The following is a 25,975-nucleotide window of genomic DNA, read 5'->3' as shown; positions in this document are numbered from 1 at the left end:
TCTGTGCCTGCGGGCGTTCGTTTGGCATGATCCCTTCCCGTCGCACACGCTGTTCGAAGGGATCACGCGGTGATCGTCACCGTCACGCTGAACGCCGCCATCGACGTGACCTACCGCGTCCCCCGGCTGCGGCCGCACACCACCCACCGGGTGTCGGAGGCCGCGGAACGTCCCGGCGGCAAGGGGCTGAACGTCGCCCGCGTACTCGCCGCGCTCGGCCACGAGGCCGTCGCGACCGGTTTCGCGGGCGGCGCGTCGGGCGACCGGCTGCGCGCCTACCTGACGGGCATCGACGGCGTCACGGACGCGCTCGTGCCCACTTCCGGCAGCACCCGGCGGACGGTGGGCGTCGTGGACGAGTCGGGCGGCGACACCACGATGTTCAACGAGCCCGGGCCGACGATCAGTTCGCAGGAGTGGGCGGCGTTCCTCGGCACGTACCGCACGTTCCTGGACAGCGGCACGACGCGCGCCGTGGCGCTGTGCGGCAGCCTGCCGCCCGGGCTGCCCGTCGGCTGCTACGCGGACCTCGTCCGGGACGCGCGCGCCGCGGGCGTCCCGGTGCTGCTGGACACCAGCGGCGAGCCCCTGCGACGCGGCCTGGCCGCCCGGCCCGATCTGGTCAAGCCCAACGCCGCCGAACTGACCGGGCTCACCGGAGCGACGGAGCCCATGCGCGCCGCCCGCGACGCCCGCCGCCGCGGCGCCCGCGCCGTCGCGGCCTCGCTCGGTCCCGACGGGATGCTCGCCCTCGCCGAGGACGGCACCGTGTGGACCGCCCGTCCCCCGGCCCCCGTCCCCGGCAACCCCGCCGGCGCCGGCGACTCCGCCGTCGCCGCCCTGCTCTCCGGGATCGTCGAGGGCCTCGACTGGCCGCGGCGCCTCGCCCGCGCCGTCGCCCTCTCGGCGGCCACCGTGGCGGCACCGGTGGCGGGCGAGTTCGACAGCGGGGTGTACGAGGACCTGCTGGGACGGATCAACGTGATCCGGGACGGCGACTCACGGCAGTAGCCCGCCGTGACCGGCGGGCCGCGGCGGGATCAGTTTCCCCAGCCCTCGGGCGACTGGCCCTTGTCCAGGAGCGCCACCTGGTCGAGGTTGAAGTGGCAGGCGTCACCCTGACCGCAGGTCAAGGCGATCGTGTTGCTCCCCTGCTTCAGGTCGAGGGTGACGTAGGAGCGGTACCACGCGTTCCAGTCGCCCTCCTTGCCGTAGTTCTTCAGGTCCGGCTTGTAGCTCTGGGGCGCCCCGTTGACCACGGTCGTGGCGCTGGCCGAGTCCTTCTCCGCGTTCGCGTAGCGGATCCAGAAGTCGTAGGAGCCGTCCTTCGGCACGTCGACCGTCCAGGTCACCGACGCGCCCACCGCGTTCATGTTCTCGACGTACTTGCCGCCCGCCGCCAGGGTGCCCTTGTACTGGGAACCGACCCGTGCGCCGCCCGCCTTGGCCAGCGAGGCCGCGTCGACGACACCGGGCTCGGTCGCGCTCGCCGAGGCCGAGGGCTCGCCGGAACTGTCGTCCTTGCCGCCGTCGCTGCTCGCGGTCGGCGTCGAGGTGCCGCCCGCCTGCGGGGTGTCGTCGTCACCGCCCGCCATGGCGACGCCGATGCCGATCGCCACGGCGGCGACCACGGCGACGGCGCCGATCAGCAGGCCCTTGCTGTTGGGGCCGCCGGCACGCGGGGACGCCGCGCGCCGGCTGCCGCCGCCAGCCGGTCCGGACGGGCCTGCGGGGCCCTGGGGGAACTGCTGGGTCGCCTGGGCCTGCTGGGGCTGCTGGGGCTGCGGCTGACCGTAGGCGGGCGGCTGCTGGCCGTACCCGGGCTGCTGCTGCGGGTAGCCGTAGCCGCCCTGCTGCGGCTGCTGCGGTTGCTGCGGGCGCCGCTCGCCGACCCGCTGCACCTGGTTGTACGAGGTGCGCGGCACGCCGGGCTGGGCAGCAGCCGCCTGACCCGGCTCCTCGCCGTCCTGGCGGTACAGGTACGCGAAGGGGTCGTCACTCCCGGGCTCGGGGGCACCGTTGTTGCCGGCCGTCATCGCTCTTCACCTTCCACTGCCTGTCGCTTGCACAGCACCTATCAGTACCGGGGCATCCGGCGAAAGGCGTGCGCTCCCCGCGGTGGCGAATGTTCATGATCGATTCATCCGCGGCCGTCACGGGCGGACACACCTCTGACCACGGCACCCTACCTGGAACCGGTGATGGGGCGCTCAACCGTCCGAAGCCCCGGGTTGTGCGCATACGGTGGAGGCGTGATCGACAGCACAGCCGTGTGGACGGGGTGGCGGGAGGCCACGGAGCGGGCCCTGTACGGCCCGGGAGGATTCTTCCGGCAGGAGCGCCCGGCCGCCCATTTCCGCACGTCGGTCCACGTCTCGCCGCTCTTCGCGGGGGCCGTCGCCCGGCTCCTGGAGCGCGTCGACGCGGACCTCGGGCACCCCGCCGAACTGGCCCTGGTGGACGTCGGCGCGGGCGCCGGGGAACTGCTCACGGGGGTGCTCGATGTGGTTCCCGCCACGCTGGGCGCCCGCCTGCGTCCGTACGCGGTGGAGAAGGCCCCGCGACCGGACGGCCTGGACGCCCGGGTGAGCTGGTCCGAGAAGCTCCCACGGGGCCTGCGGGGCCTGCTGTTCGCCAACGAGTGGCTGGACAACGTGCCGGTCGCGGTCGTGGAGACCGACGCGCACGGGGTGCCCCGGCACGTCCTCGTCCGCGCCTCGGACGGCGCCGAACGCCTCGGCGAGCCGGCGGCCGGGGAGGACGCCGACTGGCTGCGCCGCTGGTGGCCGGTCGAGGGCGCGGAGGCCGGGACCAGGGCGGAGATCGGCCGCTGGCGGGATTCCGCCTGGGCGTCCGCGGTGGCCTCCCTGGAGGCCGGGCTCGCCGTCGCGGTCGACTACGGCCACCTGGCCGGGGCCCGCCCGCCGTACGGGACGCTCACCGCGTTCCGGGCGGGCCGCGAGCTCTCGCCTCCGGTGCCCGACGGCTCCTGCGACATCACGGCACACGTGGCCATGGACGCCTGCGCGGGCCCTGGGGCGGTCCTGCGCAGCCAGCGCGAGGCCCTGGGCGCCCTGGGGGTCACCGGGGGCCGTCCACCGCTCTCGCTGGCCTCCTCCGACCCCGCCGGCTACGTGCGCGCCCTGGCCCGCGCGGGCCAGGCGGCCGAACTCACCGACCCGTTCGGGCTCGGCGGCTTCCTCTGGCTGGAGCAGCCTGTGCCCGCGGCCGGGAGAGCCCCGGGGGGCACGGCCCCGGCCACGTAAAGGGATGGGAAACTGGGGCCATGACGGAGACCACGATCGGCATCGGCGGCGCGGCCGAGGGCACCGACATGGTGCTGAACATCGGCCCGCAGCACCCCTCGACACACGGTGTGCTGCGCCTGCGCCTGAGCCTGGACGGCGAGCGGATCGGCTCGGCGGAGCCGATCATCGGGTACATGCACCGGGGCGCCGAGAAGCTCTTCGAGGCCCGGGACTACCGCCAGATCATCATGCTGGCCAACCGGCACGACTGGCTCTCCGCCTTCTCCAACGAACTCGGCGTCGTGCTCGCCGTGGAGCGCATGCTCGGCATGGAGGTGCCGGAGCGCGCGGTGTGGACCCGCACGCTGCTCGCCGAACTGAACCGGGTGCTCAACCACCTGATGTTCCTCGGCTCCTACCCCCTCGAACTGGGCGGGATCACCCCGATCTTCCACGCGTTCCGCGAGCGCGAGGACCTGCAGGCGGTCATGGAGGAGGTCTCCGGCGGCCGTATGCACTACATGTTCAACCGCGTGGGCGGCCTCAAGGAGGACCTCCCCAACGGCTGGCACGGCCGGGTCCGCGGCGCCGTCGCCGAGGTGCGCTCCCGCATGGGGACCTTCGACGACCTCGTCCTGGGCAACGAGATCTTCCGCGGCCGCACCCGCGGCGTCGGCGTCCTCTCCGCACAGAACGTGCACGCCTACGGGGTGAGCGGGCCGATCGCCCGGGCCTCGGGCGTCGACTTCGACCTGCGCCGGGACGAGCCCTACCTGGCCTACGGGGAGCTCGCCGACACCCTGAAGGTCCCCACCCGCACCGCGGGCGACTGCCTGGCGCGCTTCGAGGTGCTGCTGGAGCAGACCCACAACGCCCTCGACCTCGCCGACGCGTGCCTGGACCGGCTGGCCGAGTTGCCGCCGGGCCCCGTCAACCAGCGGCTGCCGAAGGTGCTCAAGGCCCCCGAGGGCCACACGTACGCCTGGACCGAGAACCCGCTCGGGCTCAACGGCTACTACCTCGTCTCCAAGGGCGAGAAGACGCCGTACCGCCTGAAGCTGCGCTCGGCGTCCTACAACAACGTCCAGGCGCTGGCCGTGCTGCTGCCGGGCACGCTCGTCGCCGACATGGTGGCGATCCTGGGCTCGATGTTCTTCGTCGTCGGCGACATCGACAAGTGACCGGCGGGCCGCCCCCGGGCGGCCCGCGGCCGCCGGATGTCAGGAGGAGCGGGCGCGCAGCTCGCTGAGGTCGAGCTGCTCGGTCTCGTCGTGCACGGTCAGGTCGATGACCTCGGCCTGCTCGGCCACCGCCTCGTCCCCGACGACATCGGCGAGGTCCGCGTCCGCGGGCGCCGTCTCGCCGGCCGCCTCCAGCTCCTGGGGGCGGGCCTTCTCGTTCTTCGTGCCGAAGAAGTCGAAGCCGCCCTGGGCGCGGCTGGCCTGCCGGTTCGGCCTGGCGTAGGGCAGCACGGCCGCGGCGACCGCCGGGACGAGCTTGGGCTGACGCACCGGCAGTGCCGGGTTGCTCCCGCTGCCGCTGGTGGTGGCGTCGTCGGGACGGTCGCGCACCGCCGGGTCCAGCGCGTGCTTGCCCTGCGGCTCGTCGGTGTCCGCGAGGTCGCGGCGGCGTGCCTCCTCGACGGTGAGCGCGGCCTGCTGGCGGGCCCCGTTGCGCGACAGGTCCCGCAGCGCGGCGGACGCCCGCAGGTACGCGGCCGGGCTGACCGGCGCCGTGTAGGGCACGGGGAGCGCGGAGCTGACCGCCTTCTTCGCGACGCGGCCGTCCTCCAGGGCGCGGGCCCGCTCGGACTCGGCGGTGGCGTAGCGACGCAGCAGGTCCGCGTGCTCCGAGCGGAGCCGGGCCAGTTCGGCGCGCTTGCCGCGCAGTTTGTTCTCCAGCTTGCCGCGCAGCTCGCGGGAGTCCTCGAGGTCCACCTCGAGTTCCGCGATCCGCTCGTCGGCACGCCACTCGTCGCGCACCCGCGCGGTCTTGAGATCGGCGACCTGCTTGCCCGCGGCGCGGTCCCAACTGCGCAGGAGGAAGGCGCCGCCACCGGCGACACCCGCCGCCGCGACGACGAACACACGGAGCAGCACCGGATCACCGATCACCAGTGCGCCGACGGCGAGGGCCGCGGCCGAGCCGGCAACCGTCGCGGGCGGGAGCAGCCGGTGCAGCGGCTGGGAATGGCGGTGGCGTCCACGGGGCATGGTAGGGAACTTAGCGTGCCGGTGGGTCGTGTGGGGCCGCGGCATCCGATTTCTCACCGAACACCCAACGACAAACACGGAGGGCGCTCACGCGCATACGAATCGTCACGTGAGCACCCTCCCGCCACCATTTATTCGATCTTGTCCGTCGGGCCGGCCCGGCCCGCGGGGCTCAGCCCTTCAGCAGGCCCTTCGACTTCAGGTAGTCGGCGGCGACGTCCTCGGGCTTCTTGCGCTCCGAGTCCACCTGCTTGTTCAGCTCGGTGAGGTCGGCCGTGGTCAGCACCTGGGTGAGCTTGTCCAGGGCCGCGGCGACGTCCGCCCCGCCGGCCTCCTTCGCGTTGACGACGGGCAGCACGTTGTCGGCGTTCTGCAGGCCCTTGTCGTCCTCCAGGAGCACCAGGCCGAACTGGTCGAGGGTGGCGTCCGTCGTCGTGGTGAGCACCAGTTGGTCGGTGCCGTCCTTGACGGCCTGCTTGGCCTGGACGGTGCCGACGCCCTTGGCGTCGACCGAGGTGACGTCTATCCCGTAGGTCTTCTTCAGGCCCGGCGAGCAGAAGGGGCGGATGGAGCACTCCTCGCCCGCGGCGAGTTTGACCTTGATCTTCGACTTCCCGAGGTCGGAGAGGGTCTTGAGGTCGTTCTTCTGCGAGAAGTCCTTGGTGACCGCGAACGCGTTCTGGTCGACGGCCTCCCCGGCCGGCAGCACCTTCAGCCCGCGCGGGGCGGCGAGTTCGCTGAGCGCCTGGACGGTGGCGTCGACGTCGGAGGAGGCGACGGGCGCGGCGTCCTTGCCGTTCGCCTTCGCGTTGAGGAACTCCGCGAGCGTGGCCGCGTACTCGGGGACGACGTCGATCTGGCCCTTCTCCAGGGCGGGTTCGTACAGCTCGCGGTTGTCGACCGTCTTGATCGTGGTCTTGTAGCCGGCGTCGGTCAGCAGCTGCGAGTACAGCTGCGCGAGGACCGTGCTCTCGGTGAACCCGGCGGAGCCGACGGTCAGGGAGCCCTTGGAGCCGCCGGCCGGCGAACTTCCCCCTCCCCCGCTCTTCTCCAGGCTGTCGCCGCCGCAGGCCGCCAGGCCCGCGGAGAGGACCGCCACAGCGGCCAGGGCGGTGGCGGTGCGCAGGGCCTTGCTCATGTGAACTCCATCTGATGGGTGGAACGGGCAGGTCTTCGGGCGGGTCGGGACTTCCGCGTCGGGGACACCAGGCGCTGCAGCAACAGGAAGACTCCCTCAACGAGCAGGGCGAACGCGGCCACGAGCACCGCGCCCGCGACGACCTTCGGGGTGTCGTACTGGGAGAAGCCCGCGGTGATGATGCGGCCGAGGCCGCCCTCGCCGGGCATCGCGGCGAGCGTGGCGGTGGCGACGACCTGGACGGCGGCCGAGCGCACCCCGCTCATGACGAAGGGCGCCGCGAGCGGCAGCTCCACCCGCGCCAGCAGCTGACCGCCGGTCATCCCCATGCCGCGGGCGGCCTCCACCGCGTCCCGGTCGACCTGGCGCATGCCGACGTAGGTGTTGGTGAGGAGCGGCGGGACGGCGAACAGCACCAGCGCGATGATGGTGGGCCAGTAGCGCGCCGAGTTCGTCGCGACGACGAGCAGCACCAGGATGGCGAAGGTGGGCACCGCCCGCCCGACGTTCGAGAGGTTCACGGCGAGCGCGCCGCCCTTGCCGAGGTGGCCGAGGAGGACCGCGACCGGCAGGGCCACGGCGCAGGCGATGGCCAGGGACACCGAGGTCAGCACGAGGTGCTCGCCGAGCCGCTGCAGGACCCCGTCGGTGCCGGTCCAGTTGGCGCCCGTGGTCAGCCAGTCCCACGCGCCGGGGATCGTCCCCATCAGCCGACCGCCTTCGCGGCCCGGGTCCATGGCGTGAGCAGCCGCTGCACCCCGAGCAGCAGCAGATCGGCGACGAGGGCGAACACCACGCAGATCACGGACGCGGTGAGCACCTCCGCCTTGAAGTAGGTCTTCATGCCGTCCTTGATGAGATTGCCGAGACCGCCGTAGCCGACGATCGAGCCGACCGTGGTCAGGGAGATCGTGGCGACCGTGGCGATCCTCACACCCGCCATCACTGCGGGCAGCGCCAGCGGCAGCTCGACCTCCCACAGCAGGCGTATCGGTCCGTAGCCCATGCCGCGCGCGGCCTCCCGCGCGTCCTCGGGCACGGCGTCCAGTCCGGCCAGGAAGTTCCTGACGAGGATGGTGAGCGAGTACAGGGTCAGGCCGGTGACGACCACCGACGCGGAGATCCCGAACACCGGCACCAACAGCGAGAAGAGGGCCAGCGACGGGATCGTGTAGAGCACGGTCGTCACCCCCAGCACCGGCGCCGCGGCCGCCCGCCAGCGCCGGGCGAGCAGGGCCAGCGGCAGCGCGAGCAGCACACCGGCGGCCACCGACGCCGCGGTGATCCACAGATGTTCGGCCCCCGCGTCCAGCAACTCCTGGCTGCGCGTGCGCACGAACTCGCCGCATATCCATTCGTTCGCCGCGAGACAGTCCTGTCCGGCCATGCGATGCCACCTCCCCCGCCCGGTTCAGATCATGCAGGTGAGCGTAAACCCGACCACGGACATTCCCGGTGTCCTGCCACATCCTCGCAACACCCCCTTCACATCCGTCGCCGAGCGTGTACCAAGCTGGGGGGTGAGCCGTACCGCCCAGCGCCGACGAGAGGGCCCGATGATCCGCTTCGAGAACGTCACCAAGCGCTACCCCGACGGCACGACAGCCGTCGACGACCTGTCCTTCGAGGTGCGCGAGGGCGAACTCGTGACCCTCGTCGGGCCGTCCGGCTGCGGCAAGACCACCACGATGAAGATGGTCAACCGGCTCATCGAGCCCACCGCGGGCCGGATCCTGCTGGACGGCGAGGACATCGCCCGCACCGACCCGGTACGGCTGCGCCGCAGCATCGGCTACGTCATCCAGAACGTCGGGTTGTTCCCGCACAAGACCGTGCTGGAGAACACCGAGACCGTGCCGCACCTGCTCGGCTGGACCCGCGCCAAGCGCCGGGCGCGCGCCGCCGAGCTGCTGGAACTGGTCGGCCTGGACCCGTCCGTGCACGGCGCCCGCTACCCCGAGCAGCTCTCCGGCGGCCAGCGGCAGCGGGTCGGCGTGGCCCGGGCGCTGGCGGCCGATCCCCCGCTGCTGCTGATGGACGAGCCCTTCGGCGCCGTCGACCCGGTGGTGCGGGAGCGGCTGCAGTCGGAGTTCCTGCGACTGCAGGAACAGGTGCGCAAGACCGTGCTGTTCGTCACACACGACATCGAGGAGGCCGTCCGGCTCGGCGACCGCATGGCGGTCTTCGGCCCCGGCCGGATCGAGCAGTACGACACCCCCGCGACGGTGCTCGGCTCCCCCGCCACCCCGTACGTGGCCGACTTCGTCGGCTCCGACCGCGGTCTGAAGCGGCTGTCCGTCACCCCGGTCGAGACCGCCGACCTGGAGCACCCGCCCGTCGTGCGGGTCGGCTCGCCGGCCGCGGAGGCCGCCGCCCTCCTGGCGAAGCAGGGCGACCCCTACGCGGTCGTGCTCGACGACGACGGCGGGCTGCGCGGCTATGTCGCCGCGGGCACCCTCACCTCGGGCACCGTGGCGGACCACACCCGCCGTCTGGAGGCCTGGGTCCCGGTGGGCTCCCCCCTCAAGCGGGCCTTCAGCGCGATGCTCCAGCACGACGCGGGCTGGATAGCCGTCGTGGACGGCGACCGCTTCGCCGGGGTGCTGACCCCGGCGACGCTCCACGCGGCGCTGCGCCGTTCGGTCAACGAGGACGGCGAGGACGGCGACGAGGCCGGAGCGGGGCAGCCGGTGGCGGCCCCGGCCGGAGCGGGCGACAATCGCCGGACGGAACCGGACGCCGAAGCCTCGTGATGCGGAGCGTTCCATGACCACCCCGCGGGACCTGATCATCACCGCCCTGGAACGGGCCGCGGCCGCCCAACCCGCCGTGGAACCGGGCGACCTCTCGCTCGCGCTCGCCGCGGCCGAGGCCGTCGACCTCCTGGCCGCGGGGGCCGTCGCCCTGGAGGGCGGCCGCCTGGTGCCGGACGGGCACCCGGAGATCGCCGACCCCCTGCTGGCCGAGGCCATGGCCTCGCTGGTGCGCGGGGCGCCGTACGAGGCGCCCGGCGACTGGCTGTGGCGCCGCGGCCGCGGGCTGGCCGACGCGTACCTGACCGGCCTGGCGGCCGAGGGCCAGGTGGTGAGGGAACGGCACCGCAACTGGCTGGTCCGCGACACGCGGACCGTGCTGACCGACTCCCGCGCCCGGCGGCGCGCGGCCGCCCGCATGGCGGCGGACGAACCCGTCCTGGCCGCCCTGACCACCACGCTCGGCCTGCGCCGCGGCTCTGCCGCCGACGCGGCACCGGCCGTGAGCGACGCCTCCGCGGCCCGCGTCCTGGCCGCCCTCGACGACGCGCTGGCCGAGCTGGCCTCCGAACGCCGGCGCCGCTCCCGGCGCCAGGCCGACGCCGCGGCGGAGAACGTCCGGCGGGGCTACTGAGCCCGCGCGTACCGGGCCGGTGGGGCCGGTGGGCGGGTGCGGGTTCATCTCGCGCCCTTTCGGGCGCAAAGCGCTCGCTGCGGATGGGAGAGTGGGGGCGGCCCTTGTCCGCAGTGTGCGGGTGGGTCGGTGGCTGGGGTTCAGGCGCCGGAACGGGTCACCTTTCCGCCGGCGGAGGTCTCGTTGCCGCCCGCGGGTACAGATGGCCGCTTCCACGCCACCCGTGGGCGGTGGGCGCGCCCGCCGTAACCCGCGTCTGCGGGTATTTCGGGGTACTGCCGAGGGCCTGAGGGAGATCGGGCCCGCCATCAGCGGTATGGACGTCGGAACAGAGCCCGAGGGGGAAGCACCAACGCCGGTCACGGCAGGCGCGGCGGGCGCGCCACCCACGGACATTCGGCGGGGCCTCCGGCCATCCATACCCGCCGACGGCAACGAGAACGGAACCGGACGAACGACCCGCCCCGCTCCGGCGCCTGAACCCCGGCCACCAACCCACCCGCACCCTGCCGACCGGCCCCGGACCGCCACCCTCCCATCGCGGCCGGCCGCATTGTGCCCGCAGGGCGCGAGACGGCGGGACACCCGAAGCACCGGCAGGGCGCCACCCATCAGCGCCGCGCCCCCGGTGCCCCGCGCTACGCGCGGCCGCCCACCGTGCCGGTGCGGTTGTCGTCCTCGTCCTCGGGGAGGCGGCAGACCCGCTCCAGGAAGATCGCGGCGGCGCAGACGGCGACGCCGGCGATGACCGCGACACCGGCGTAGATCGCCTGGTCGCGGCGGGGGTCGCTGTCCATCTGGTACATCAGGAGGAAGGCGCACACACCGCCGTACATCCCCGCGACCAGAGCGGCGACCAGGGCGCTGGCCTGGCCGAAGACCACCGCGCGGGCGGCCAGCAGCGGGTCGACGCCCTTCGCCCCCGGACGCCGCTCACGCTGCGCGCGCAGCCGCGAGCGCAGCGACAGCGCCGTCGCCGCCAGGACGGCGGCGATCAGCGCCAGCACGATCGGCGCGGCCACGGGCACGCCCGGCAGGGTGCCGAGCGAGTCCCACAGCTTCGCGCCCGCCCACGAGAGCACTCCGGCGACCACGAACAGTCCGACCAGGGTCCTGATGCGCAGCGCCTTCACCGGGTGCTCGCTCCCCACATCACATCGACGAACGTACGGACGGGATCGTAACGATTACTCCGGCAGCCTGAGTTCCACGTCGCCCCGGGACCACACGCTCTCCCGGCCCACGCCCGCCAGCAGACCCGCCACCGGCCCCTGGCCCGGCAGCTCGGCGCCGGGGTCGATGTCGAGCCACGGCGCCAGCACGAAGGCGCGCTGGTGCGCCCGCGGATGCGGCAGCGTCAGCTCCGGGTCGTCGGAGACGACGCCCTGGTAGGCAACGATGTCGACGTCGATGGTGCGCGCACCCCAGCGCTCACCGCGGGTCCGGGCGAAGGCGTCCTCGATCGCCCGTCCGCGCTCCAGCAGCGAGGACGGCGGGAGCGTCGTCCTGACCAGGACCACGGCGTTGAAGTAGTTCGGCTGCGAGCCCGGCTCGACGCCCCAGGGCTCCGTCTCGTACACCGGGGAGACCTTCTTCACCCGCAGGCCCGGGGTGTCCTCCAGGGCGTCCACGGCGCCCTGCAGCGTCTCCAGGCGGTTGCCGAGGTTGCTGCCCAGCGAGATGACGGCGAACTTCGGGTTCTGCAGCGTCGAGTCCGCGGCGTCGACCTGCGCGACGACGGAGGCGGGGACGGGCTGCACGGTGGGGTCGTAGCTCACGGGCGCCTCCGGGTGATGGTGACGGACACATCGGCGAACGGGACGGTGATCGGGGCCTGTGGCTTGTGCACGGTGACCTCCACCTCCTGGACCAGGTCGTGCTTGAGGACCTGGTCGGCGATCCGCTGGGCCAAGGTCTCGATCAGGTCCACGGGCTCGCCCTCGACGACGGCGGTGACCTCCTCGGCCACGATGCCGTAGTGCACGGTCCTGGTCAGGTCGTCCGTCGCGGCGGCGGGGGCGGTGTCCAGGCCGAGGACGAGGTCCACGAAGAAGTCCTGGCCCTCGCGGCGCTCGTGCTCGAACACGCCGTGGTGCCCGCGGGCCTTCAGGCCGCGCAGCGCGACACGATCCACGATTCACTCCCGCAGGTCGACGAACGGACGGACGGGCGCGGTCCGCCCGCCCAGCGGGAGGGGAGGGCCGCACTGCCCTTACTCGAATGTACCTTCGACCGCCGACAGTCCCGAGTACCGGGCGGCGAGGCGGCCGACCGCCCGGCGCTTACCCGGGGACGCGGCGTCCTACTCGGGCCTTCACCACTTCTTGCCGGTTCTTGGCACGAACGGGTGGTCAGAACGCCTCAGGCGGACCCCTCGCCGCCGTTGTCCACGTCCTCCGCGGCGTCCTCGTCGATGCCGTCGGCCATCACCGGCGAGCCGTGGTGCACCCACAGCCGCCAGCCCTCGGATGTGCGCCGAAACACATTCGTGGCGACCACCAGGCCGCCCACGAGCGAGCCCATCTCGCCCTCCTCCTCGGCGGGGCCGCCGGTGAGGATGTTCTCGGTGCAGGTCACCAGGGCCGTGTCGCCGTCGACCGCCACCTCGACGTCGGTCAGGAAGAACTGGATGTACTCGGTGTTCGCCATGATCAGGGCGTACGAGCGCATCACCTCGCGGCGTCCCCGCAGCACGGGCCAGCCCGGGTGCACCACGGACACCGTCTCCGCCAGCGGGCCGGTCAGCACCAGCTCCTCCAGCGCGTCCAGGTCGGACCGCTCCACGGCGTCGTAGAACGCCTGGTTCGCCTGCTCGACCCGTGCGGCCTCGGCTGTGCGCGGCGTCATCGTGCCCCCTCCAGTGCCCGTGCGACCCGCACGGCATCGGCGCTGTCGTGCACCTCGTGCACCCGGACCGCCCAGGCGCCGCGGCCCGCCACGATGGCGGTGACGGCGGCCGTGGCGGCGTCGCGCTCCCTCGCCGGGGGCGGATCGCCGCCCTCGCCGGCCAGCACCCGGCCGAGGAACCGCTTGCGGGAGGCCGCGATCAGCAGGGGGCGGCCCAGGGCCCGCAGGTCCTCCAGGTGGGCGATCAGGGTCAGGTCGTGCTCGGCGTTCTTCGCGAAGCCCAGCCCCGGGTCGAGGACGATCCGCTCCGGGTCGATGCCGCCCGCCACGGCGCGGTCGAAGCTGTGCCGAAGCTCCGCTGTGACCTCGCCCACGACGTCCCGGTAGACCGCCCGGTTGTTCATGTCGATGCTCTGGCCCCGCCAGTGCATCACGATGAACGGGCTGCCGGTCGCCGCGACGACCGGGATCATCGCCGGGTCCGCCTGACCGCCGCTGACGTCGTTGACCAGGACCGCGCCCGCCTCGACCGCCTTCTCCGCGACCGCGGCCCGCATCGTGTCCACGCTCACCACTGCCCCGGCCCGGGTCAGCTCGCGCACGACCGGGACGACCCTGCGCAGTTCCTCCGCCTCGTCCACCCGCGCCGCGCCCGGACGGGTCGACTCGCCGCCGACGTCCACCATGTCGGCACCGGCCGCGACGAGGTCCAGGCCGTGCTTCACCGCCAGCTCGGTGTCGAACCACTCGCCGCCGTCCGAGAACGAGTCCGGCGTGACGTTCACCACGCCCATGACCGCGCACCGGTCCCAGGACGGCAATCCGGCCACGTGGCCGCGCAACGTACCCATGGGCTCAGCCTAGAGCGGGCCGCTCACCGCAGGCGCCGTGAGGCCCAGGCGGGGAGGGCCAGGGTGACGAATCCCTCGGCCCGCATGGCGGCCAGCCCGATCCGCGGGAGGTCCCCGGTGGCCCGGAAGACCAGGAAGCGCGGCAGCCACTCGGGCTGGAACTTGGCGTTGAACCGGTACAGCGACTCGATCTGGAACCACCGGGACAGGAAGACCAGCAGGCCCCGCCAGGTCCGCAGCACCGGCCCCGCGCCGAGCCGCTCCCCGCGGGCCAGCGCCGACCGGAACATCGCGAAGTTCAGCGACACCCGCCGCACGCCCAGCCGCGGCGCCTCGCCCAGCGCGGCCACGATAAGCAGTTCGTTCAGCCCCGGGTCGGCGGACCGGTCGCGCCGCATGAGGTCCAGCGACATGCCGTCCTCGCCCCAGGGCACGAAGTGCAGCACCGCCCGCAGCGCGTCCTGGCCGTCGTGCGCCGTCACCACCACGCACTCCTCGTCCGCGGGGTCGCCGAAGCGGCCCAGCGCCATGGAGAAGCCCCGCTCGGTGTCCGTACCCCGCCAGGCCTCGGCCGCGCGGCGGACCGCGTCGCGTTCCTCCTCGCCCAGCTCCGCCACACGCCGGACCCGGCACACATAGCCGGCCCGCTCGGTGCGCTTGACCATCTGCCGCACGTTGCGCATCGCCCGCCCGGACAGGGAGAAGCGGGAGGTCTCCACGACGGCCTCGTCGCCCAGCTCCAGGGCGTCCAGACCGGTCTCCCGGGTCCAGACCTCGCCGCCGGTCTCGCTGCAGCCCATGACCGCCGGGATCCAGGCGTGCGCCCGGGCCTCGGCCATGAAGCGCTGTATCGCCCCCGGCCAGGCCTCCACGTCGCCGATCGGGTCGCCACTGGCCAGCATCACCCCCGACACCACGCGGTAGCAGACCGCGGCTTTGCCGCTCGGTGAGAAGACCACGCTCTTGTCCCGGCGCAGCGCGAAGTGCCCCAGGGAGTCACGGGCCCCGTGCCGCCGCAGCAGCGCGCGCAGCCGCTCCTCATCCCCGGCCGTCAGCTCGGCGACCGGGGAGGCCGGGCGCAGCGCCAGGTACGCGGTGGTCACGGCGGTCAGGAAGCCCAGCCCGCCCAGTGAGTACGCGACGACGTCGGCCGTCTGATCGGTGGCGTAGGCGACCGGCCCGTCGAAGCCGAACAGCCCGTACAGCACCTCGGCGAACCGCTGCGGCCACGTCGGGCCGCCCGTGCCCGCCGCCGGGTGGGCGCTGACGATGAACAGCCCCACCACGAGGCTGAGCACACTCAGCCACGCGAAGGCCGCGACGGCCCTCAGCCGGGTGCGCGGGTCGCCGAGCGCCGAGAACTGCGCCCGGTACCTGATCAGCGGGGCCAGCAGCACCGTCGACAGCACGGCTCCGCCCAGCGAGTGCCGGTGCAGCACCTGCGCCACCGCACCGACCGGCAGCAGCAGGACGGCTGCCCGCCAGGCACGCCTCTTCCCCCGCTTGAGGCCGTGCGCCAGCATCAGCATCAGGATGCCGATGACCACCCCCGCCGCCGCGGCCACCGAGGTGACCGTCCCGGGGAAGACCCCGGCGAGCCCGTCCATCCGGCTGTGCCGGAAGCCGGGGAACACCCCCGCCGCGAGGTCCGCCAGCCCCACCAGGGCACACGCCGTCCCCATCACGCGGGGCGCCGCTGACGCCGGCAGCGCCCGTGGGAGCCGTCGCACCCTGTCCCGGGGAACCCGGACGGCGGGATCTTCCTCTGCCACGACAGACATCGCTCACCACGCCCCGGCGATGCGGATCACACCGCACGCCCCACTCTCGTCGGAGATTTGCGCCCTGTAGGACGTGGACTCCGCCACATGGGTTCCGTCACCGGGCGGGGAACGAGCACATCGGCCGGGACGGCCGGGGGCCGCGGCCCCTCAGGTCACTTGGCCATGATCAGGCTCATCGCCTCGGCGCGGGTGGCGGAGTCGCGCAACTGCCCCCGCACCGCCGAGGTGATGGTCTTCGCGCCGGGCTTGCGGACCCCGCGCATCGTCATGCACATGTGCTCGCACTCGATGACCACGATCACGCCGCGCGGTTCGAGTATCCGCATGAGCGAGTCCGCGATCTGCGTGGTCAGCCGCTCCTGCACCTGCGGGCGGCGGGCGAAGACGTCGACCAGACGGGCCAGCTTCGACAGGCCGGTGATCTTGCCGTCCGACGAGGGGATGTAGCCGACGTGGGCGACGCCCACGAACGGCACCAGGTGGTGCTCGCAGCTCGACAGCACCTCGATGTCCTTGACCAGGACCATCTCGTCGTGGCCGAGGTCGAAGGTGGTCGTCAGGACGTCCTCGGGCTCCTGGTAGAGCCCGGCGAAGATCTCCCGGTACGCCCGGGCCACCCGCGCGGGGGTCTCCCGAAGACCCTCGCGTTCGGGGTCCTCCCCGACCGCGATCAGCAGCTCACGGACCGCGTTCTCGGCACGCTTCTCGTCGAACTCGCCGACGGGGCGCAGTGCGCCCTCAAGGGTCACCGGGTCGGTCATGTGTGCCTCGTTCCTCAGACGTACCGAATGCGTCGAACCGCGGGAACCGCGGAAACGCCGCGCCCCCCAGGATAGGAAACCTGGGGGGCGCGGCACGCATTCCGATGTCCGTGACCAAGGCCACGTCCGAGGTGTCAGGCCTCGGGGTTCGGCTCCTCCGGGAGCTCCACCGTCTCGGCGGGCTTGCTCAGGGACGCCGTGGCGCTGCCGTTGGCCGTCGGCTGGGTGCCGTTGGTCAGGGCGAGCTCACGGGGCGAGAGCACCGGCGGGCGGGTCGACGGCGTACGCCGCGAGGAACCCGTCCAGGCCGGACGCGGCGGGCGCTTGACGATCGGCTTGAAGATCTCGGCGAGCTCCTCCTTGTTCAGCGTCTCCTTGTCCAGGAGGGCCAGAACCAGGTTGTCGAGGACGTCGCGGTTCTCGACGAGGATCTCCCACGCCTCGTTGTGCGCGGTCTCGATGAGCTTCTTGACCTCTTCGTCGACCAGCCCGGCGACCTCTTCCGAGTAGTCGCGCTGGTGGGACATCTCACGGCCGAGGAAGGGCTCCCCGTCGCTCGTCCCGAACTTGATCGCGCCCAGCCGCTCGGTCATGCCGTACTGGGTCACCATCGCGCGGGCCGTGGTGGTGGCCTTCTCGATGTCGTCCGCGGCACCGGTGGTCGGGTCGTGGAAGACCAGCTCCTCCGCCGCGCGGCCGCCCATGGTCATGGCGAGCCGGTCGAGCATCTCGTTGCGGGTGGTGGAGTACTTGTCCTCGTCCGGCAGGACCATCGTGTAGCCGAGGGCACGGCCGCGCGACAGGATCGTGATCTTGTGCACCGGGTCGCTGTTCGGAGAAGCCGCGGCGACCAGGGCGTGACCGCCCTCGTGGTACGCGGTGATCTTCTTCTCCTTGTCGGACATGATCCGGGTGCGCTTCTGCGGGCCGGCCACGACACGGTCGATGGCCTCGTCCAGCATCGCGTTGTCGACCAGCTTCTTGTCGCTGCGCGCGGTGAGCAGCGCCGCCTCGTTGAGGACGTTCGCCAGGTCGGCACCGGTGAAGCCGGGGGTGCGGCGGGCGACGGCCTTCAGGTCGACGTCCGGGGCGACCGGCTTGCCCTTCTGGTGGACCTGGAGGATCTCCAGACGGCCCTGCAGGTCGGGGCGGTCGACGGCGATCTGCCGGTCGAACCGGCCCGGGCGCAGCAGCGCCGGGTCCAGGATGTCCGGGCGGTTGGTGGCGGCGATCAGGATGACGCCGCCCTTGACGTCGAAGCCGTCCATCTCGACCAGCAGCTGGTTGAGCGTCTGCTCGCGCTCGTCGTGACCGCCGCCGAGACCCGCACCGCGGTGCCGGCCGACGGCGTCGATCTCGTCGACGAAGACGATGGCCGGGGCGTTCGCCTTGGCCTGCTCGAACAGGTCGCGGACACGCGAGGCGCCGACACCCACGAACATCTCGACGAAGTCGGATCCGGAGATCGAGTAGAACGGGACGCCCGCCTCGCCGGCGACGGCGCGCGCGAGCAGGGTCTTGCCCGTTCCGGGCGGGCCGTAGAGCAGCACACCCTTGGGGATCTTGGCGCCGACGGCCTGGAACTTCGCCGGCTCCTGCAGGAACTCCTTGATCTCCTGGAGCTCCTCGACGGCCTCGTCCGAGCCCGCGACGTCGGCGAAGGTCGTCTTCGGGGTGTCCTTGGTGATCAGCTTGGCCTTGGACTTCCCGAAGTTCATCACCCGGGAGCCGCCGCCCTGCATCTGATTCATCAGGAACAGGAAGACCACGACGATGAGGACGAAGGGCAGCAGCGACAGCAGAATGCCGACGAAGGCGTTCTGCTTCGAGGGCGCGACGGTGTAGCCGTCGGGCAGCGTGCTCTTGTCGGTGTCGTCGACCTTGGCCTGCAGGATCTTCGCCACGTCGACGCCCTGGTCGCCGATGTAGCTCGCCTTGATCTTGGAGCCCAGGTCCTTGCCGCCTACCTTGGCGCCGTCCTTGAGCTCGACCTTGATCGTGTTCTCGTCGCCTGTGGTCAGCTCGGCGGACTTGGCCTGGTTGCTGTTGATGGCCTCAATGGCCTGGCCGGTGTCCACCGTCTTGTAGCCGCCGGACGAGCCGACGACCTGCATCAAGACGACCACAGCGAGGACAGCCAGCACGATCCACATGACTGGCCCACGGAAATAGCGCTTCACGTCCATCCATGCGGGGCGAACACGCCCCGTCCCTCCTGCCACAGTGAGGCACCGCGGCCTGGGGGCCGCCGGTGCATCCGGTGTATGAACCGACCTTCGGACGGTACCCCAGCATTGTCACCCGAAGTTGCCGGAGACCGTAAACAAACAGCGTTACCACCCTCCAACGCGGAGGAGGGCGTCGGGGTTCCCGGAGCCTCAGCCGCCGTACACGTGCGGCGCAAGGGTGCCGATGAACGGCAGGTTCCGGTACTTCTCCGCGAAGTCCAGGCCGTAGCCGACCACGAACTCGTTGGGGATGTCGAAACCGACGTACTTCACATCGATCTCGACCTTGGCGGCGTCCGGCTTGCGCAGCAGCGTGCAGACCTCGAGCGAGGCCGGGCGGCGCGAGCCCAGGTTGCTGATCAGCCAGGACAGGGTCAGACCGGAGTCGATGATGTCCTCGACGATCAGGACGTCCCGCCCGGCGATGTCGGTGTCCAGGTCCTTGAGGATCCGCACGACACCCGAGGACTTGGTCCCCGCGCCGTACGAGGACACGGCCATCCAGTCCATGGTGACCTGGGAGGACAGCGTTCGCGCGAGGTCCGCCATCACCATGACGGCGCCCTTGAGGACGCCGACGATCAGCAGGTCCTTGCCCTCGTAGTCCTTGTCGATCTGCGCAGCCAGCTCCGCCAGCTTGGCGTCGATCTCTTGCTTGGAGATGAGCACCTTCTCGAGGTCGGTGCCCATGTCGTTCTCGTTCACCCGCACAACTTCCGGCTCGGTCTACAGGGCCTGGAAGAACAGTCTGCCATTCCGCCGGCCGACGGCGACGCCGCCCGGTAGGTTGAGCGGCTTCTGCCCACGCCATCCGGTGAGCAGGCGGTCGGTCTCCTCGATGTGCCGCGCGAAGAGCGAACCGGCGGGCGAGCCCGCCGCGACGGCCGCACGGCGCAGCACCCGGCGGCGCACCGCGGCGGGAAGGGTCAGCAGCCGGGCGACGTCCAGCCCGCCGTCGGCGTCGGCGGCCGACCGCTCGGCCTGGGCCGCCCACTGGTCGAGGGCGTCGGCGTCGTCCCGGGAGAGCTGGGCGGTGCGGGCCAGCGCCTCCACGACGCCCTTGCCCAGGGACTTCTCCAGCACCGGCAGCGCCTCGTGGCGGACCCGGGAGCGGGTGTAGGCGGGGTCGTGGTTGTGCGGGTCCTCCCACACGTCGATGCCCTGCACCAGGCAGGCCTTGCGGACCGTGTCCCGGTCCAGCAGCAGGAAGGGGCGGCGGTAGCGCCCGTTGACGGCGGGCATACCGGACAGCGACCGGATGCCGGAACCACGGGCCAGACCCAGCAGCACCGTTTCGGCTTGGTCGTCCCGGGTGTGGCCGAGCAGCACGGCGGAGGCGCCGGCGCGTTCCGCGACGGCGTCCAGCGCGGCGTACCGCGCGTCGCGCGCGGCGGCCTCCGGGCCGCCCTGACGGCCGACGGTGACCTCGACGGCGTCCACCGGGGCGAGTCCGAGGCCGCGCAGGCGGTCGGCCACGTCGACGGCGCGGGTCGCCGAGCCTTCCTGCAGGCCGTGGTCGACGGTGACACCGCCGGCCCGGATGCCGAGCTTGGGCGCTTCGAATGCGAGGGCGGTGGCGAGGGCCATCGAATCGGCTCCGCCGCTGCAGGCGGCCAGCACGAGCGGGCTGCCGCCGGGGTGGTCGGTCAGGATGTCCTGGAGTACGCGGCGGACCGCCAGGCGTATCGCCGCGACCGCGGGGTGGGGACCCATGTCCGGTTTCCCTCCTGGAGAGGCTGGGGGAGGCGTCGGGACGGTGAAGATGACGCAGGGTAGCTAGATGGTGACAGACAGCGTGCGATACTCGAGCATCGCACGCTTACCCTGCGCCCACGGTCCCTCGGACGGGTGAACCGGGAGGCCCCGGGGCCCTTCTGTGCCCCGGGTCGACTCAGGTTTCGCTCCGCCCGTGCACCCGTGCCACCCAGTCCGCGGGTTTGGCGATCTCCTGCTTGGTGGGCAGGGTGTTGGGCGAGGTCCAGATCCGGTTGAAGCCGTCGATCCCGGCCTCGTCCACCACCGCCCGCACGAACCGCTCGCCGTCACGGTACTGCCGCAGCTTGGCGTCCAGACCCAGCAGTTTGCGCAGCGCCATGTCCATCCGCCCGGCTCCGCTCTGCCTGCGGCGCTGGAACTTCTCGCGGATCTCGGCCACCGACGGCACGACGTCCGGCCCCACGCCGTCCATCACGTAGTCGGCGTGCCCTTCCAGCAGCGACATGACCGCGGTCAGCCGGCCCAGGATCTCCCGCTGGTTCGGGGTCTGCACCAGGTCGATCAGGCTGCGGCCCTCGTCGCCGTCCGCGTCGACCGAGGCCTCCTCCGAGTCGGGCCGGCTGCCGGAGGAGAACGCCTGGAACGCCTCACGGAGCCGCTCGATCAGCGTCGACGGGTCGATCTCCGTCTCGCCGAGGAAGGCCTGGATCTCCTGCTCGATGTGGTCCCGCAGCCACGGCACGGCCGTGAACTGCGTCCGGTGGGTCTCCTCGTGCAGGCACACCCACAGCCGGAAGTCGTGCGGGTCCACGTCGAGTTCGCGCTCCACGTGGACGATGTTGGGGGCCACCAGCAGGAGCCGCCCGGTACGCGGCTCGCCCGGGCCGGGCGCGGCGGGGCCGGCCGGCATGTCACGGGTCGCGGGGGCGAAGGTCTCGTACTGGCCGAGCACGCGCGAGGCCAGGAAGCTCAGCAGCATCCCGACCTCGACCCCGGTCACCTTCCCGCCCACGGTGCCCAGAACGGCACCCCCGGGGCCGCCCGGCTTGCGGGCCTGCATCTTGTCCAGCAGCGGCTTCAGCACTTCGCGGAAGCCGGCGACGTTCGCCTTGATCCACCCCGGGCGGTCCACGATCAGCACCGGGGTCCCGGTGTCGGCCGGGTCCTCCTGGTCGCCGAACATCCTGGTGAAGGCCCGGACGTGCGCCTCCGACTCCTTTGCGTGCCGCCGCAGTTCCGCCACGACCGCGCGCGCCTCGTCCCGGTTGACCTCCGGGCCGGGCCGCACGAAGCGGGTCGCGGTCGCGACCGCGAGATTCCAGTCGACCATCTCCGCACCACCGATGCTCGTCATTCCTTCACGGTACGTGCTTGTCCCCCTCGCCGGGAGCGTTCCTCGCCGGGGCGCGGGCGGGTCGGGGCGCGTGGGGGTCGCGTGCCGTGGTGCCGCCGGTGGTTCCGCTGTCCCGCCGTCTCGCGCCCTGCGGGCGCAAAGCGCCGGCTGCGGACGGGAGGGTGGGGGTTCGGGGCCGGTCTGCGGTGTGCGGGTCGGTGGGTGGCCGGGGTTCAGGCGCCGGAGCGGGGCCGGTTGTTCGTACGGTTGCGGTCTCGCTGCCCGCCGCGGGTGCAGATGGCCGGTGACCACGCCCACCGTTCGTGGGTGGCGCGCCCGCCGTAACCGGCGTCTGCGGGTGATTCCCCGACATCGGGCCCTGTTCCGACGGCTATGACGCTGAAAGCGAGCCCGATCTCACCCGGCTCAAAGGTCGGGCTCTGTTTCGACGTCCATACCGTCGAAACAGAGCCCGATCTCCATCGAGCACCCGGCCGCACCTCGAAGCAGCCGCAGACGCGGGTCACGGCGGGCGCGCCCAACACCGGCAGTAGGCGTGGAAGCGGCCATCTGCACCCGCGGACGGCAACGAGAGCCACGCCAGCGGAAAGTGACCCGCTCCGGCGCCTGAACCCAACCGTCCACCCACCCGCACGCTGCCGAGCGGCCCCGGACCCCCACCTGCCCGTCCGCAGCCGGCGCTTTGCGCCCGAAGGGCGCGACACGGCGCGAAAGCCCGATCCGGCGCGCGGCCCCACCCACCGCGACCCCACCGGGTCGCGGTCGGCCGCCGCCGGCGGGGCCTGCGGCTACGTGCGGCAGCCGCAGGTGGTGAGTCCGGCGGCGAGGCGGTCGAGGGCGGACTGTGCTGCCACGGGATTGGTGGTGCCGTTGGTCAGGAAGGCGAACGTGAGCAGCCGGCCGTCCGCGTCCACCACCGTCCCGGCGAGCGCGTTGACCCCGGTGAGCGTCCCCGTCTTCGCGCGGACCAGCCCCGCGCCTCCGCGCGACGAGGTGAAGCGTTCCCGCAGGGACCCGCTGAAGCCGGCGACCGGCAGCCCGGTCAGGACGGGGCGCAGCTCCGGGTGGTCGGGGTCGGCCGCCAGCGCCAGCAGCCGCGCCAGTTGCTCCGCCGTGAGGTGGTCGGTGCGGTCGAGCCCGCTGCCGTCCGCGAAGCGGGCCCCCTTCAGCGGGAGACCGAGCTCGCGGAGTGCGGAGCCGATGGCCTTGGCGCCGCCGGAGAAGGACCCCGGGCGGTCCGCGGCGAGCGCGGTGTGCCGGGCGAGCGCCTCGGCGATGTCGTTGTCGCTGTTGGTGAGCATGCGCTCGACCAGGTCGGCCAGGGGCGCGGACCGCACCTCCGCCAGCCGGTCGGCCGCCTGCGCGTGCGAGGGCGCCTTGCCGGCCTTCACCGCGCCCTCCACCTTGACGCCGCCCTTGCGCAGCAGGTCCGCGAAGGCCTCCGCGGCCTTGGCCGCCGGGTCGGCGTGGCGGGCCGCGGGGCCCTTGACGCTCTTGCCGTCGCTGCGGGCCTCGTCGGCCATCAGGGCGGTGACGGGGGCGATGTTGTCATTGTGCCCGATGGGGTGGACGGCCGGGCCGGTGAAGAGCGAGGTGTCGTACGTGAGCCTCACCGAGCGGACGCCCTTGGCCCGCAGTGCGCGGACGGTGTCCGAGGCGAGGGTGCGCAGGGAGGCGGCCGTCCAGCCGCCGCCGGGCTTCGCGCGGGCGGTCAGGGTGGGGTCGCCGCCGCCGACCAGGACGACGCGGTCCTTGCCCGCGGCGACCACGGAAGTGGTGAGGCGGTGGTCGGCCCCGAGCAGCGACAGGGACGCGACGGCCGTGGCGACCTTCGTGGTGGACGCGGGCACGGCGGGTGTGCCGGGGCGTTGCCCCCACACCGTCCGGCCCGAGACGGCGTCGACGACGGCGCCCGTCGTCAGCGAGCCGAGCGCCCCGTCGTACAGCAACGGGCCGAGCCGCCCTGCCAGTCCGGCCTTGGTCGGCACCGGCGCGTTGTGCGGACCGGTCACGGCGGCGAGCACCTCGGGGGCGGCGGGCGGCACCGGGGCGAGCGCCCCCTTGTGACCGCCTGTCGCCCCCTTCTTGTGGGGTCGCGCCTGCTTCCCCTGACCGTCCCGGGAGGCGGCGATCGCCCGTTCGGCCGTACGCTGGCCTGACTCCCACGGTCCCGCTGCGGCCACGGCCGTCAGCGCCACGGCAAATCCTGCGGCAGCCGAGCCTGCCACCACCTGCCAGTTCTTCGGAACGGGCACCCCGGACCAGCCCCTTTCGCGACCACACACAAGCGTGGGAGACACTTAATCACCAGAAGTATGTGCTGATCATGGAGGACAGGCTGTGCTCGAGTTCGACGTAACGATCGAGATCCCGAAGGGTTCCCGCAACAAGTACGAGGTGGACCACGAGACCGGTCGTATCCGCCTGGACCGGCACCTGTTCACCTCGACGGTCTACCCGGCCGACTACGGCTTCGTGGAGAACACCCTGGGCGAGGACGGCGACCCGCTGGACGCCCTGGTGCTGCTCGACGAGCCGACCTTCCCCGGCGTCATCGTGCGCTGCCGCGCGATCGGCATGTTCCGCATGACGGACGAGGCCGGCGGCGACGACAAGCTGCTGTGCGTGCCCGCCTCGGACCCCCGGGTCGAGCACCTGCGTGACATTCACCACGTCTCCGAGTTCGACCGTCTGGAGATCCAGCACTTCTTCGAGGTCTACAAGGACCTGGAGCCCGGCAAGTCCGTCGAGGGCGCCAACTGGGTGGGCCGCGGCGAGGCCGAGGCCGAGATCGAGGCGTCCTACAAGCGCCTGAAGGAGCACGGCGGTCACTGACCCGCCGGCTCCCGCCGCGACGAGGGCGGCGCGCTCCCTGCCGGGGCGCGCCGCCCTCGCGCGTGCCGGGCGGCCTCACCCGCAGGCGTCGAGGAGTTCGGCCAGCGCGCCGTGCAGGGCGGCGGCGAGCGTGTCGGCGTCCGGCAGCGACTCCGCGTCGGCGAGCAGCCCGATGTGCACCCGGCAACGGTACGTGGAGCAGGCGACGGCCAGGGACTGGCCGCGGGCGAGCGGGGCGATCGGGTAGAGCTCCGTCATGCGGCAGCCGTCCAGGGTGAGCGGCACGTCCAGCATCGGCACGTTGGTCACCAGTACGTCGAAGAGCAGCCGCGCCGAGGCGGCGAGCAGCGGGGCGGCGAAGCGGTGGGCGAGCGGCGGCACGCTGTCGGCCAGCAGGGCGACGGCACCCGGGCCGGTGTCGGGCCCGGCGTCCTTGTTGCGGTCCATGCCCGCGCGCACGTCGCGCAGCCGGGCGAGCGGATCGGGCTCGCCGACCGGCAGCCGCAGCAGGTAGCCGGAGATGCGGTTGCCCCGGCCGCCGCGCACGCCTCTGCGGCGGCGGCGCGCCACCGGGATCAGGGCGCGCGGCCCCGGGCCCGCCGGGTCGTCGCCGCGCGCCTCCATCCACCGCCGCAGCGCGCCGGCCACGACGGCCATGACGACGTCGTTGACGGTGCCGCCGCTGGTCTTGCGGACCCGGTGCAGGTCGTCGACGTCGAGGGAGGCCGTGGCGAAGCGCCGCTCGGCGCCGCCGGGCGTCCAGGCCGCGCCGAGCGCGGCGGGCCCGCCGGGGTCGAGGGAGGCGCGCAGCACGGCCGAGCCGATGCCCAGAGCGCGTCCGGCCTCACGCACCCGGTCCGGCAGGGAGGCGACGACCTGCCGGGGATCGGGCAGCGGCAGCGCGGGCAGGTGGAGGCCGGGGGCCCGGACCTGGGCCGGTACGGCCGCCTCGGCGCCCTTCCGCGGCGCCGCGGGGGCGGAAGCCGGGGCGGAAGCCGGGGCCGGCATGCGGGCCCCCTGGTCGAGGAGCGCGGCGCCGAACTCCACGGCGCGCAGCCCGTCGGCGAGGGCGTGGTGCAGCTTGACCAGGATGCGGAAGGGCGCGTCGGGGGCGCCCTCGATGACGTAGACCTCCCACGGCGGCCGGTGGCGGTCCATGGGGCGGGCCATCAGCTCGGCGACGGCGGCCCAGGCGTCCGTCCGCCGTACGGCGTGGACGTGGTGCCGCGCGTCGAAGTGCTCGTCGGCCGCCCAGGCGGCGCCGCCCACGCCGTACCAGACGTCCTTCACACGCTGCCGCATCCGCGGAACGGCCTCGGCACGGGCGGTGAGCAGCGCGGCGAGTCCGTCGGCGTCGACCGGGCGTTCCGGGTCGCGGTCGAAGACGGCCACGGCACCCAGGTGCATGGGGTGGCCCGGGGAGTCCAGGTTCCAGAACGCGAGGTCCAGCGGGCTCAGGTGCTCGTCAGCCAAGGCTTCATGCCTCCGAAAGATCGCGGTTTGCCCCGGAACGGACTCCAGATGGTGAAGTGAAACCCCTAAAACCGATTACAGTCAACTACGACCACGATACGGACAGTTAACATCAGGTTGCCTGTGCCATGGCCGGGTGG

24 protein-coding genes are annotated in these 25,975 nt (G+C 72.8%); 6 read left to right on the top strand and 18 right to left on the bottom strand.

Going from position 1 to position 25,975, the window contains the following annotated elements; all coding sequences use genetic code 11:
* Nucleotides 1–69 precede the first annotated feature (69 nt).
* The gene (locus PV342_RS17335; protein WP_400804087.1) at nt 70–1,011 is read left to right on the top strand and encodes a 1-phosphofructokinase family hexose kinase; all 942 of its coding nucleotides are present in this window, start codon (nt 70–72) and stop codon (nt 1,009–1,011) included.
* A gap of 29 nt (nt 1,012–1,040) precedes the next feature.
* Here PV342_RS17335 and PV342_RS17330 read toward each other — a convergent pair whose 3' ends face one another.
* Nucleotides 1,041–2,036, bottom strand: a complete 996-nt coding sequence (locus PV342_RS17330) for a carbohydrate-binding protein (RefSeq protein WP_400804090.1) — start codon at nt 2,034–2,036, stop codon at nt 1,041–1,043.
* Nucleotides 2,037–2,252: 216 nt separating this feature from the next.
* Here PV342_RS17330 and PV342_RS17325 point away from each other — a divergent pair, with 216 nt between their 5' ends.
* Both PV342_RS17325 and PV342_RS17320 read left to right on the top strand, forming a co-directional pair.
* Nucleotides 2,253–3,266 (top strand): SAM-dependent methyltransferase, encoded by a 1,014-nt coding sequence (locus PV342_RS17325; RefSeq protein ID WP_500317748.1) that lies wholly within the window; start codon nt 2,253–2,255, stop codon nt 3,264–3,266.
* A 20-nt stretch (nt 3,267–3,286) separates the two neighbouring features.
* Nucleotides 3,287–4,429: an NADH-quinone oxidoreductase subunit D gene (locus PV342_RS17320; protein ID WP_361001611.1), complete on the top strand. Its 1,143-nt coding sequence runs from the start codon at nt 3,287–3,289 to the stop codon at nt 4,427–4,429.
* A 39-nt stretch (nt 4,430–4,468) separates the two neighbouring features.
* On the opposite strand, the gene PV342_RS17315 is transcribed toward PV342_RS17320, so the two are convergent.
* From PV342_RS17315 to PV342_RS17300, 4 genes are all read right to left on the bottom strand, one after another.
* The gene (locus PV342_RS17315) at nt 4,469–5,461 is read right to left on the bottom strand and encodes a hypothetical protein (protein WP_400804096.1); all 993 of its coding nucleotides are present in this window, start codon (nt 5,459–5,461) and stop codon (nt 4,469–4,471) included.
* 172 nt (nt 5,462–5,633) lie between these two features.
* Nucleotides 5,634–6,599 carry an ABC transporter substrate-binding protein gene (locus PV342_RS17310; RefSeq protein WP_400804099.1) on the bottom strand — a complete coding sequence of 322 codons (966 nt, stop codon included), beginning with the start codon at nt 6,597–6,599 and terminating at the stop codon, nt 5,634–5,636.
* Entirely contained in the window at nt 6,596–7,306 is a 711-nt protein-coding gene (locus tag PV342_RS17305) for an ABC transporter permease (protein WP_386988732.1), read from the bottom strand. Before PV342_RS17305 ends, PV342_RS17310 begins: the two co-directional genes overlap by 4 nt.
* Complete coding sequence (locus PV342_RS17300) at nt 7,306–7,986, bottom strand: ABC transporter permease (RefSeq protein WP_400804102.1); 681 nt, start codon at nt 7,984–7,986, stop codon at nt 7,306–7,308. The genes PV342_RS17305 and PV342_RS17300 overlap by 1 nt, the downstream gene beginning before the upstream one ends.
* Nucleotides 7,987–8,155: 169 nt before the next feature.
* Between PV342_RS17300 and PV342_RS17295 the strand changes: the two genes are divergently transcribed.
* The gene (locus PV342_RS17295) at nt 8,156–9,352 is read left to right on the top strand and encodes an ABC transporter ATP-binding protein (RefSeq protein ID WP_400804188.1); all 1,197 of its coding nucleotides are present in this window, start codon (nt 8,156–8,158) and stop codon (nt 9,350–9,352) included.
* A 13-nt stretch (nt 9,353–9,365) separates the two neighbouring features.
* The gene (locus PV342_RS17290) at nt 9,366–9,986 is read left to right on the top strand and encodes a GPP34 family phosphoprotein (RefSeq protein WP_400804105.1); all 621 of its coding nucleotides are present in this window, start codon (nt 9,366–9,368) and stop codon (nt 9,984–9,986) included.
* A gap of 638 nt (nt 9,987–10,624) precedes the next feature.
* Here the strand turns inward: PV342_RS17290 and PV342_RS17285 are convergent.
* The 12 genes from PV342_RS17285 to dacB form a co-directional block, all read right to left on the bottom strand.
* A complete protein-coding gene (locus PV342_RS17285) occupies nt 10,625–11,119 on the bottom strand; it encodes a DUF3180 domain-containing protein (RefSeq protein WP_329191137.1) in 495 nt (164 codons plus the stop codon).
* Between the two features lie 54 nt (nt 11,120–11,173).
* Entirely contained in the window at nt 11,174–11,764 is a 591-nt protein-coding gene (folK, locus tag PV342_RS17280; protein ID WP_361001626.1) for a 2-amino-4-hydroxy-6-hydroxymethyldihydropteridine diphosphokinase, read from the bottom strand.
* Nucleotides 11,761–12,120, bottom strand: coding sequence for a dihydroneopterin aldolase (gene folB, locus PV342_RS17275; RefSeq protein ID WP_018558516.1), 360 nt, complete (start codon nt 12,118–12,120; stop codon nt 11,761–11,763). Before folB ends, folK begins: the two co-directional genes overlap by 4 nt.
* A gap of 227 nt (nt 12,121–12,347) precedes the next feature.
* Nucleotides 12,348–12,833, bottom strand: coding sequence for a nuclear transport factor 2 family protein (locus tag PV342_RS17270; protein WP_326574927.1), 486 nt, complete (start codon nt 12,831–12,833; stop codon nt 12,348–12,350).
* Nucleotides 12,830–13,684, bottom strand: coding sequence for a dihydropteroate synthase (gene folP, locus PV342_RS17265; RefSeq protein WP_329187184.1), 855 nt, complete (start codon nt 13,682–13,684; stop codon nt 12,830–12,832). Before folP ends, PV342_RS17270 begins: the two co-directional genes overlap by 4 nt.
* Before the next feature lie 23 nt (nt 13,685–13,707).
* Complete coding sequence (locus PV342_RS17260) at nt 13,708–15,465, bottom strand: phosphatidylglycerol lysyltransferase domain-containing protein (protein WP_400804110.1); 1,758 nt, start codon at nt 15,463–15,465, stop codon at nt 13,708–13,710.
* 155 nt (nt 15,466–15,620) lie between these two features.
* The gene (folE, locus tag PV342_RS17255; RefSeq protein ID WP_361001636.1) at nt 15,621–16,229 is read right to left on the bottom strand and encodes a GTP cyclohydrolase I FolE; all 609 of its coding nucleotides are present in this window, start codon (nt 16,227–16,229) and stop codon (nt 15,621–15,623) included.
* A gap of 134 nt (nt 16,230–16,363) precedes the next feature.
* The gene (ftsH, locus tag PV342_RS17250; RefSeq protein ID WP_026250884.1) at nt 16,364–18,415 is read right to left on the bottom strand and encodes an ATP-dependent zinc metalloprotease FtsH; all 2,052 of its coding nucleotides are present in this window, start codon (nt 18,413–18,415) and stop codon (nt 16,364–16,366) included.
* A gap of 192 nt (nt 18,416–18,607) precedes the next feature.
* A complete protein-coding gene (gene hpt, locus PV342_RS17245) occupies nt 18,608–19,147 on the bottom strand; it encodes a hypoxanthine phosphoribosyltransferase (RefSeq protein ID WP_037731546.1) in 540 nt (179 codons plus the stop codon).
* Between the two features lie 36 nt (nt 19,148–19,183).
* Nucleotides 19,184–20,170 (bottom strand): tRNA lysidine(34) synthetase TilS, encoded by a 987-nt coding sequence (tilS, locus tag PV342_RS17240; protein WP_400804115.1) that lies wholly within the window; start codon nt 20,168–20,170, stop codon nt 19,184–19,186.
* 178 nt (nt 20,171–20,348) lie between these two features.
* On the bottom strand, nt 20,349–21,527 hold the full coding sequence (locus PV342_RS17235) for a zinc-dependent metalloprotease (protein WP_386987963.1): 1,179 nt from the start codon (nt 21,525–21,527) through the stop codon (nt 20,349–20,351).
* Nucleotides 21,528–22,315: 788 nt separating this feature from the next.
* Complete coding sequence (gene dacB, locus PV342_RS17230; RefSeq protein WP_018558508.1) at nt 22,316–23,725, bottom strand: D-alanyl-D-alanine carboxypeptidase/D-alanyl-D-alanine endopeptidase; 1,410 nt, start codon at nt 23,723–23,725, stop codon at nt 22,316–22,318.
* A 142-nt stretch (nt 23,726–23,867) separates the two neighbouring features.
* Between dacB and PV342_RS17225 the strand changes: the two genes are divergently transcribed.
* Nucleotides 23,868–24,362, top strand: a complete 495-nt coding sequence (locus tag PV342_RS17225; protein WP_018558507.1) for an inorganic diphosphatase — start codon at nt 23,868–23,870, stop codon at nt 24,360–24,362.
* A 75-nt stretch (nt 24,363–24,437) separates the two neighbouring features.
* On the opposite strand, the gene PV342_RS17220 is transcribed toward PV342_RS17225, so the two are convergent.
* The gene (locus tag PV342_RS17220) at nt 24,438–25,835 is read right to left on the bottom strand and encodes a wax ester/triacylglycerol synthase family O-acyltransferase (RefSeq protein ID WP_500317742.1); all 1,398 of its coding nucleotides are present in this window, start codon (nt 25,833–25,835) and stop codon (nt 24,438–24,440) included.
* Between the last annotated feature and the right edge of the window lie 140 nt (nt 25,836–25,975).

Origin of the sequence: Streptomyces sp. PA03-3a, from assembly GCF_033792735.1 — a bacterium.
Classification (GTDB): domain Bacteria; phylum Actinomycetota; class Actinomycetes; order Streptomycetales; family Streptomycetaceae; genus Actinacidiphila.
The sequence above is the reverse complement of the archived record's forward strand: the minus strand, read 5'-3'. Positions and strand labels throughout refer to the sequence as shown.

Bases quoted from the DNA above. Each gene is read 5' to 3' on its own strand.
- PV342_RS17310 (WP_400804099.1), bottom strand. From the start codon at position 6,599: ATGAGCAAGGCCCTGCGCACCGCCACCGCCCTGGCCGCTGTGGCGGTC.
- PV342_RS17300 (WP_400804102.1), bottom strand. From the start codon at position 7,986: ATGGCCGGACAGGACTGTCTCGCGGCGAACGAATGGATATGCGGCGAG.
- PV342_RS17290 (WP_400804105.1), top strand. From the start codon at position 9,366: ATGACCACCCCGCGGGACCTGATCATCACCGCCCTGGAACGGGCCGCG.
- PV342_RS17235 (WP_386987963.1), bottom strand. From the start codon at position 21,527: ATGACGAGCATCGGTGGTGCGGAGATGGTCGACTGGAATCTCGCGGTC.
- PV342_RS17320 (WP_361001611.1), top strand. From the start codon at position 3,287: ATGACGGAGACCACGATCGGCATCGGCGGCGCGGCCGAGGGCACCGAC.
- PV342_RS17315 (WP_400804096.1), bottom strand. From the start codon at position 5,461: ATGCCCCGTGGACGCCACCGCCATTCCCAGCCGCTGCACCGGCTGCTC.
- tilS (WP_400804115.1), bottom strand. From the start codon at position 20,170: ATGGGTCCCCACCCCGCGGTCGCGGCGATACGCCTGGCGGTCCGCCGC.
- hpt (WP_037731546.1), bottom strand. From the start codon at position 19,147: ATGGGCACCGACCTCGAGAAGGTGCTCATCTCCAAGCAAGAGATCGAC.
- ftsH (WP_026250884.1), bottom strand. From the start codon at position 18,415: ATGGACGTGAAGCGCTATTTCCGTGGGCCAGTCATGTGGATCGTGCTG.
- folP (WP_329187184.1), bottom strand. From the start codon at position 13,684: ATGGGTACGTTGCGCGGCCACGTGGCCGGATTGCCGTCCTGGGACCGG.
- PV342_RS17330 (WP_400804090.1), bottom strand. From the start codon at position 2,036: ATGACGGCCGGCAACAACGGTGCCCCCGAGCCCGGGAGTGACGACCCC.
- PV342_RS17295 (WP_400804188.1), top strand. From the start codon at position 8,156: ATGATCCGCTTCGAGAACGTCACCAAGCGCTACCCCGACGGCACGACA.
- PV342_RS17305 (WP_386988732.1), bottom strand. From the start codon at position 7,306: ATGGGGACGATCCCCGGCGCGTGGGACTGGCTGACCACGGGCGCCAAC.
- PV342_RS17260 (WP_400804110.1), bottom strand. From the start codon at position 15,465: ATGTCTGTCGTGGCAGAGGAAGATCCCGCCGTCCGGGTTCCCCGGGAC.
- folE (WP_361001636.1), bottom strand. From the start codon at position 16,229: ATGACCGACCCGGTGACCCTTGAGGGCGCACTGCGCCCCGTCGGCGAG.
- PV342_RS17270 (WP_326574927.1), bottom strand. From the start codon at position 12,833: ATGACGCCGCGCACAGCCGAGGCCGCACGGGTCGAGCAGGCGAACCAG.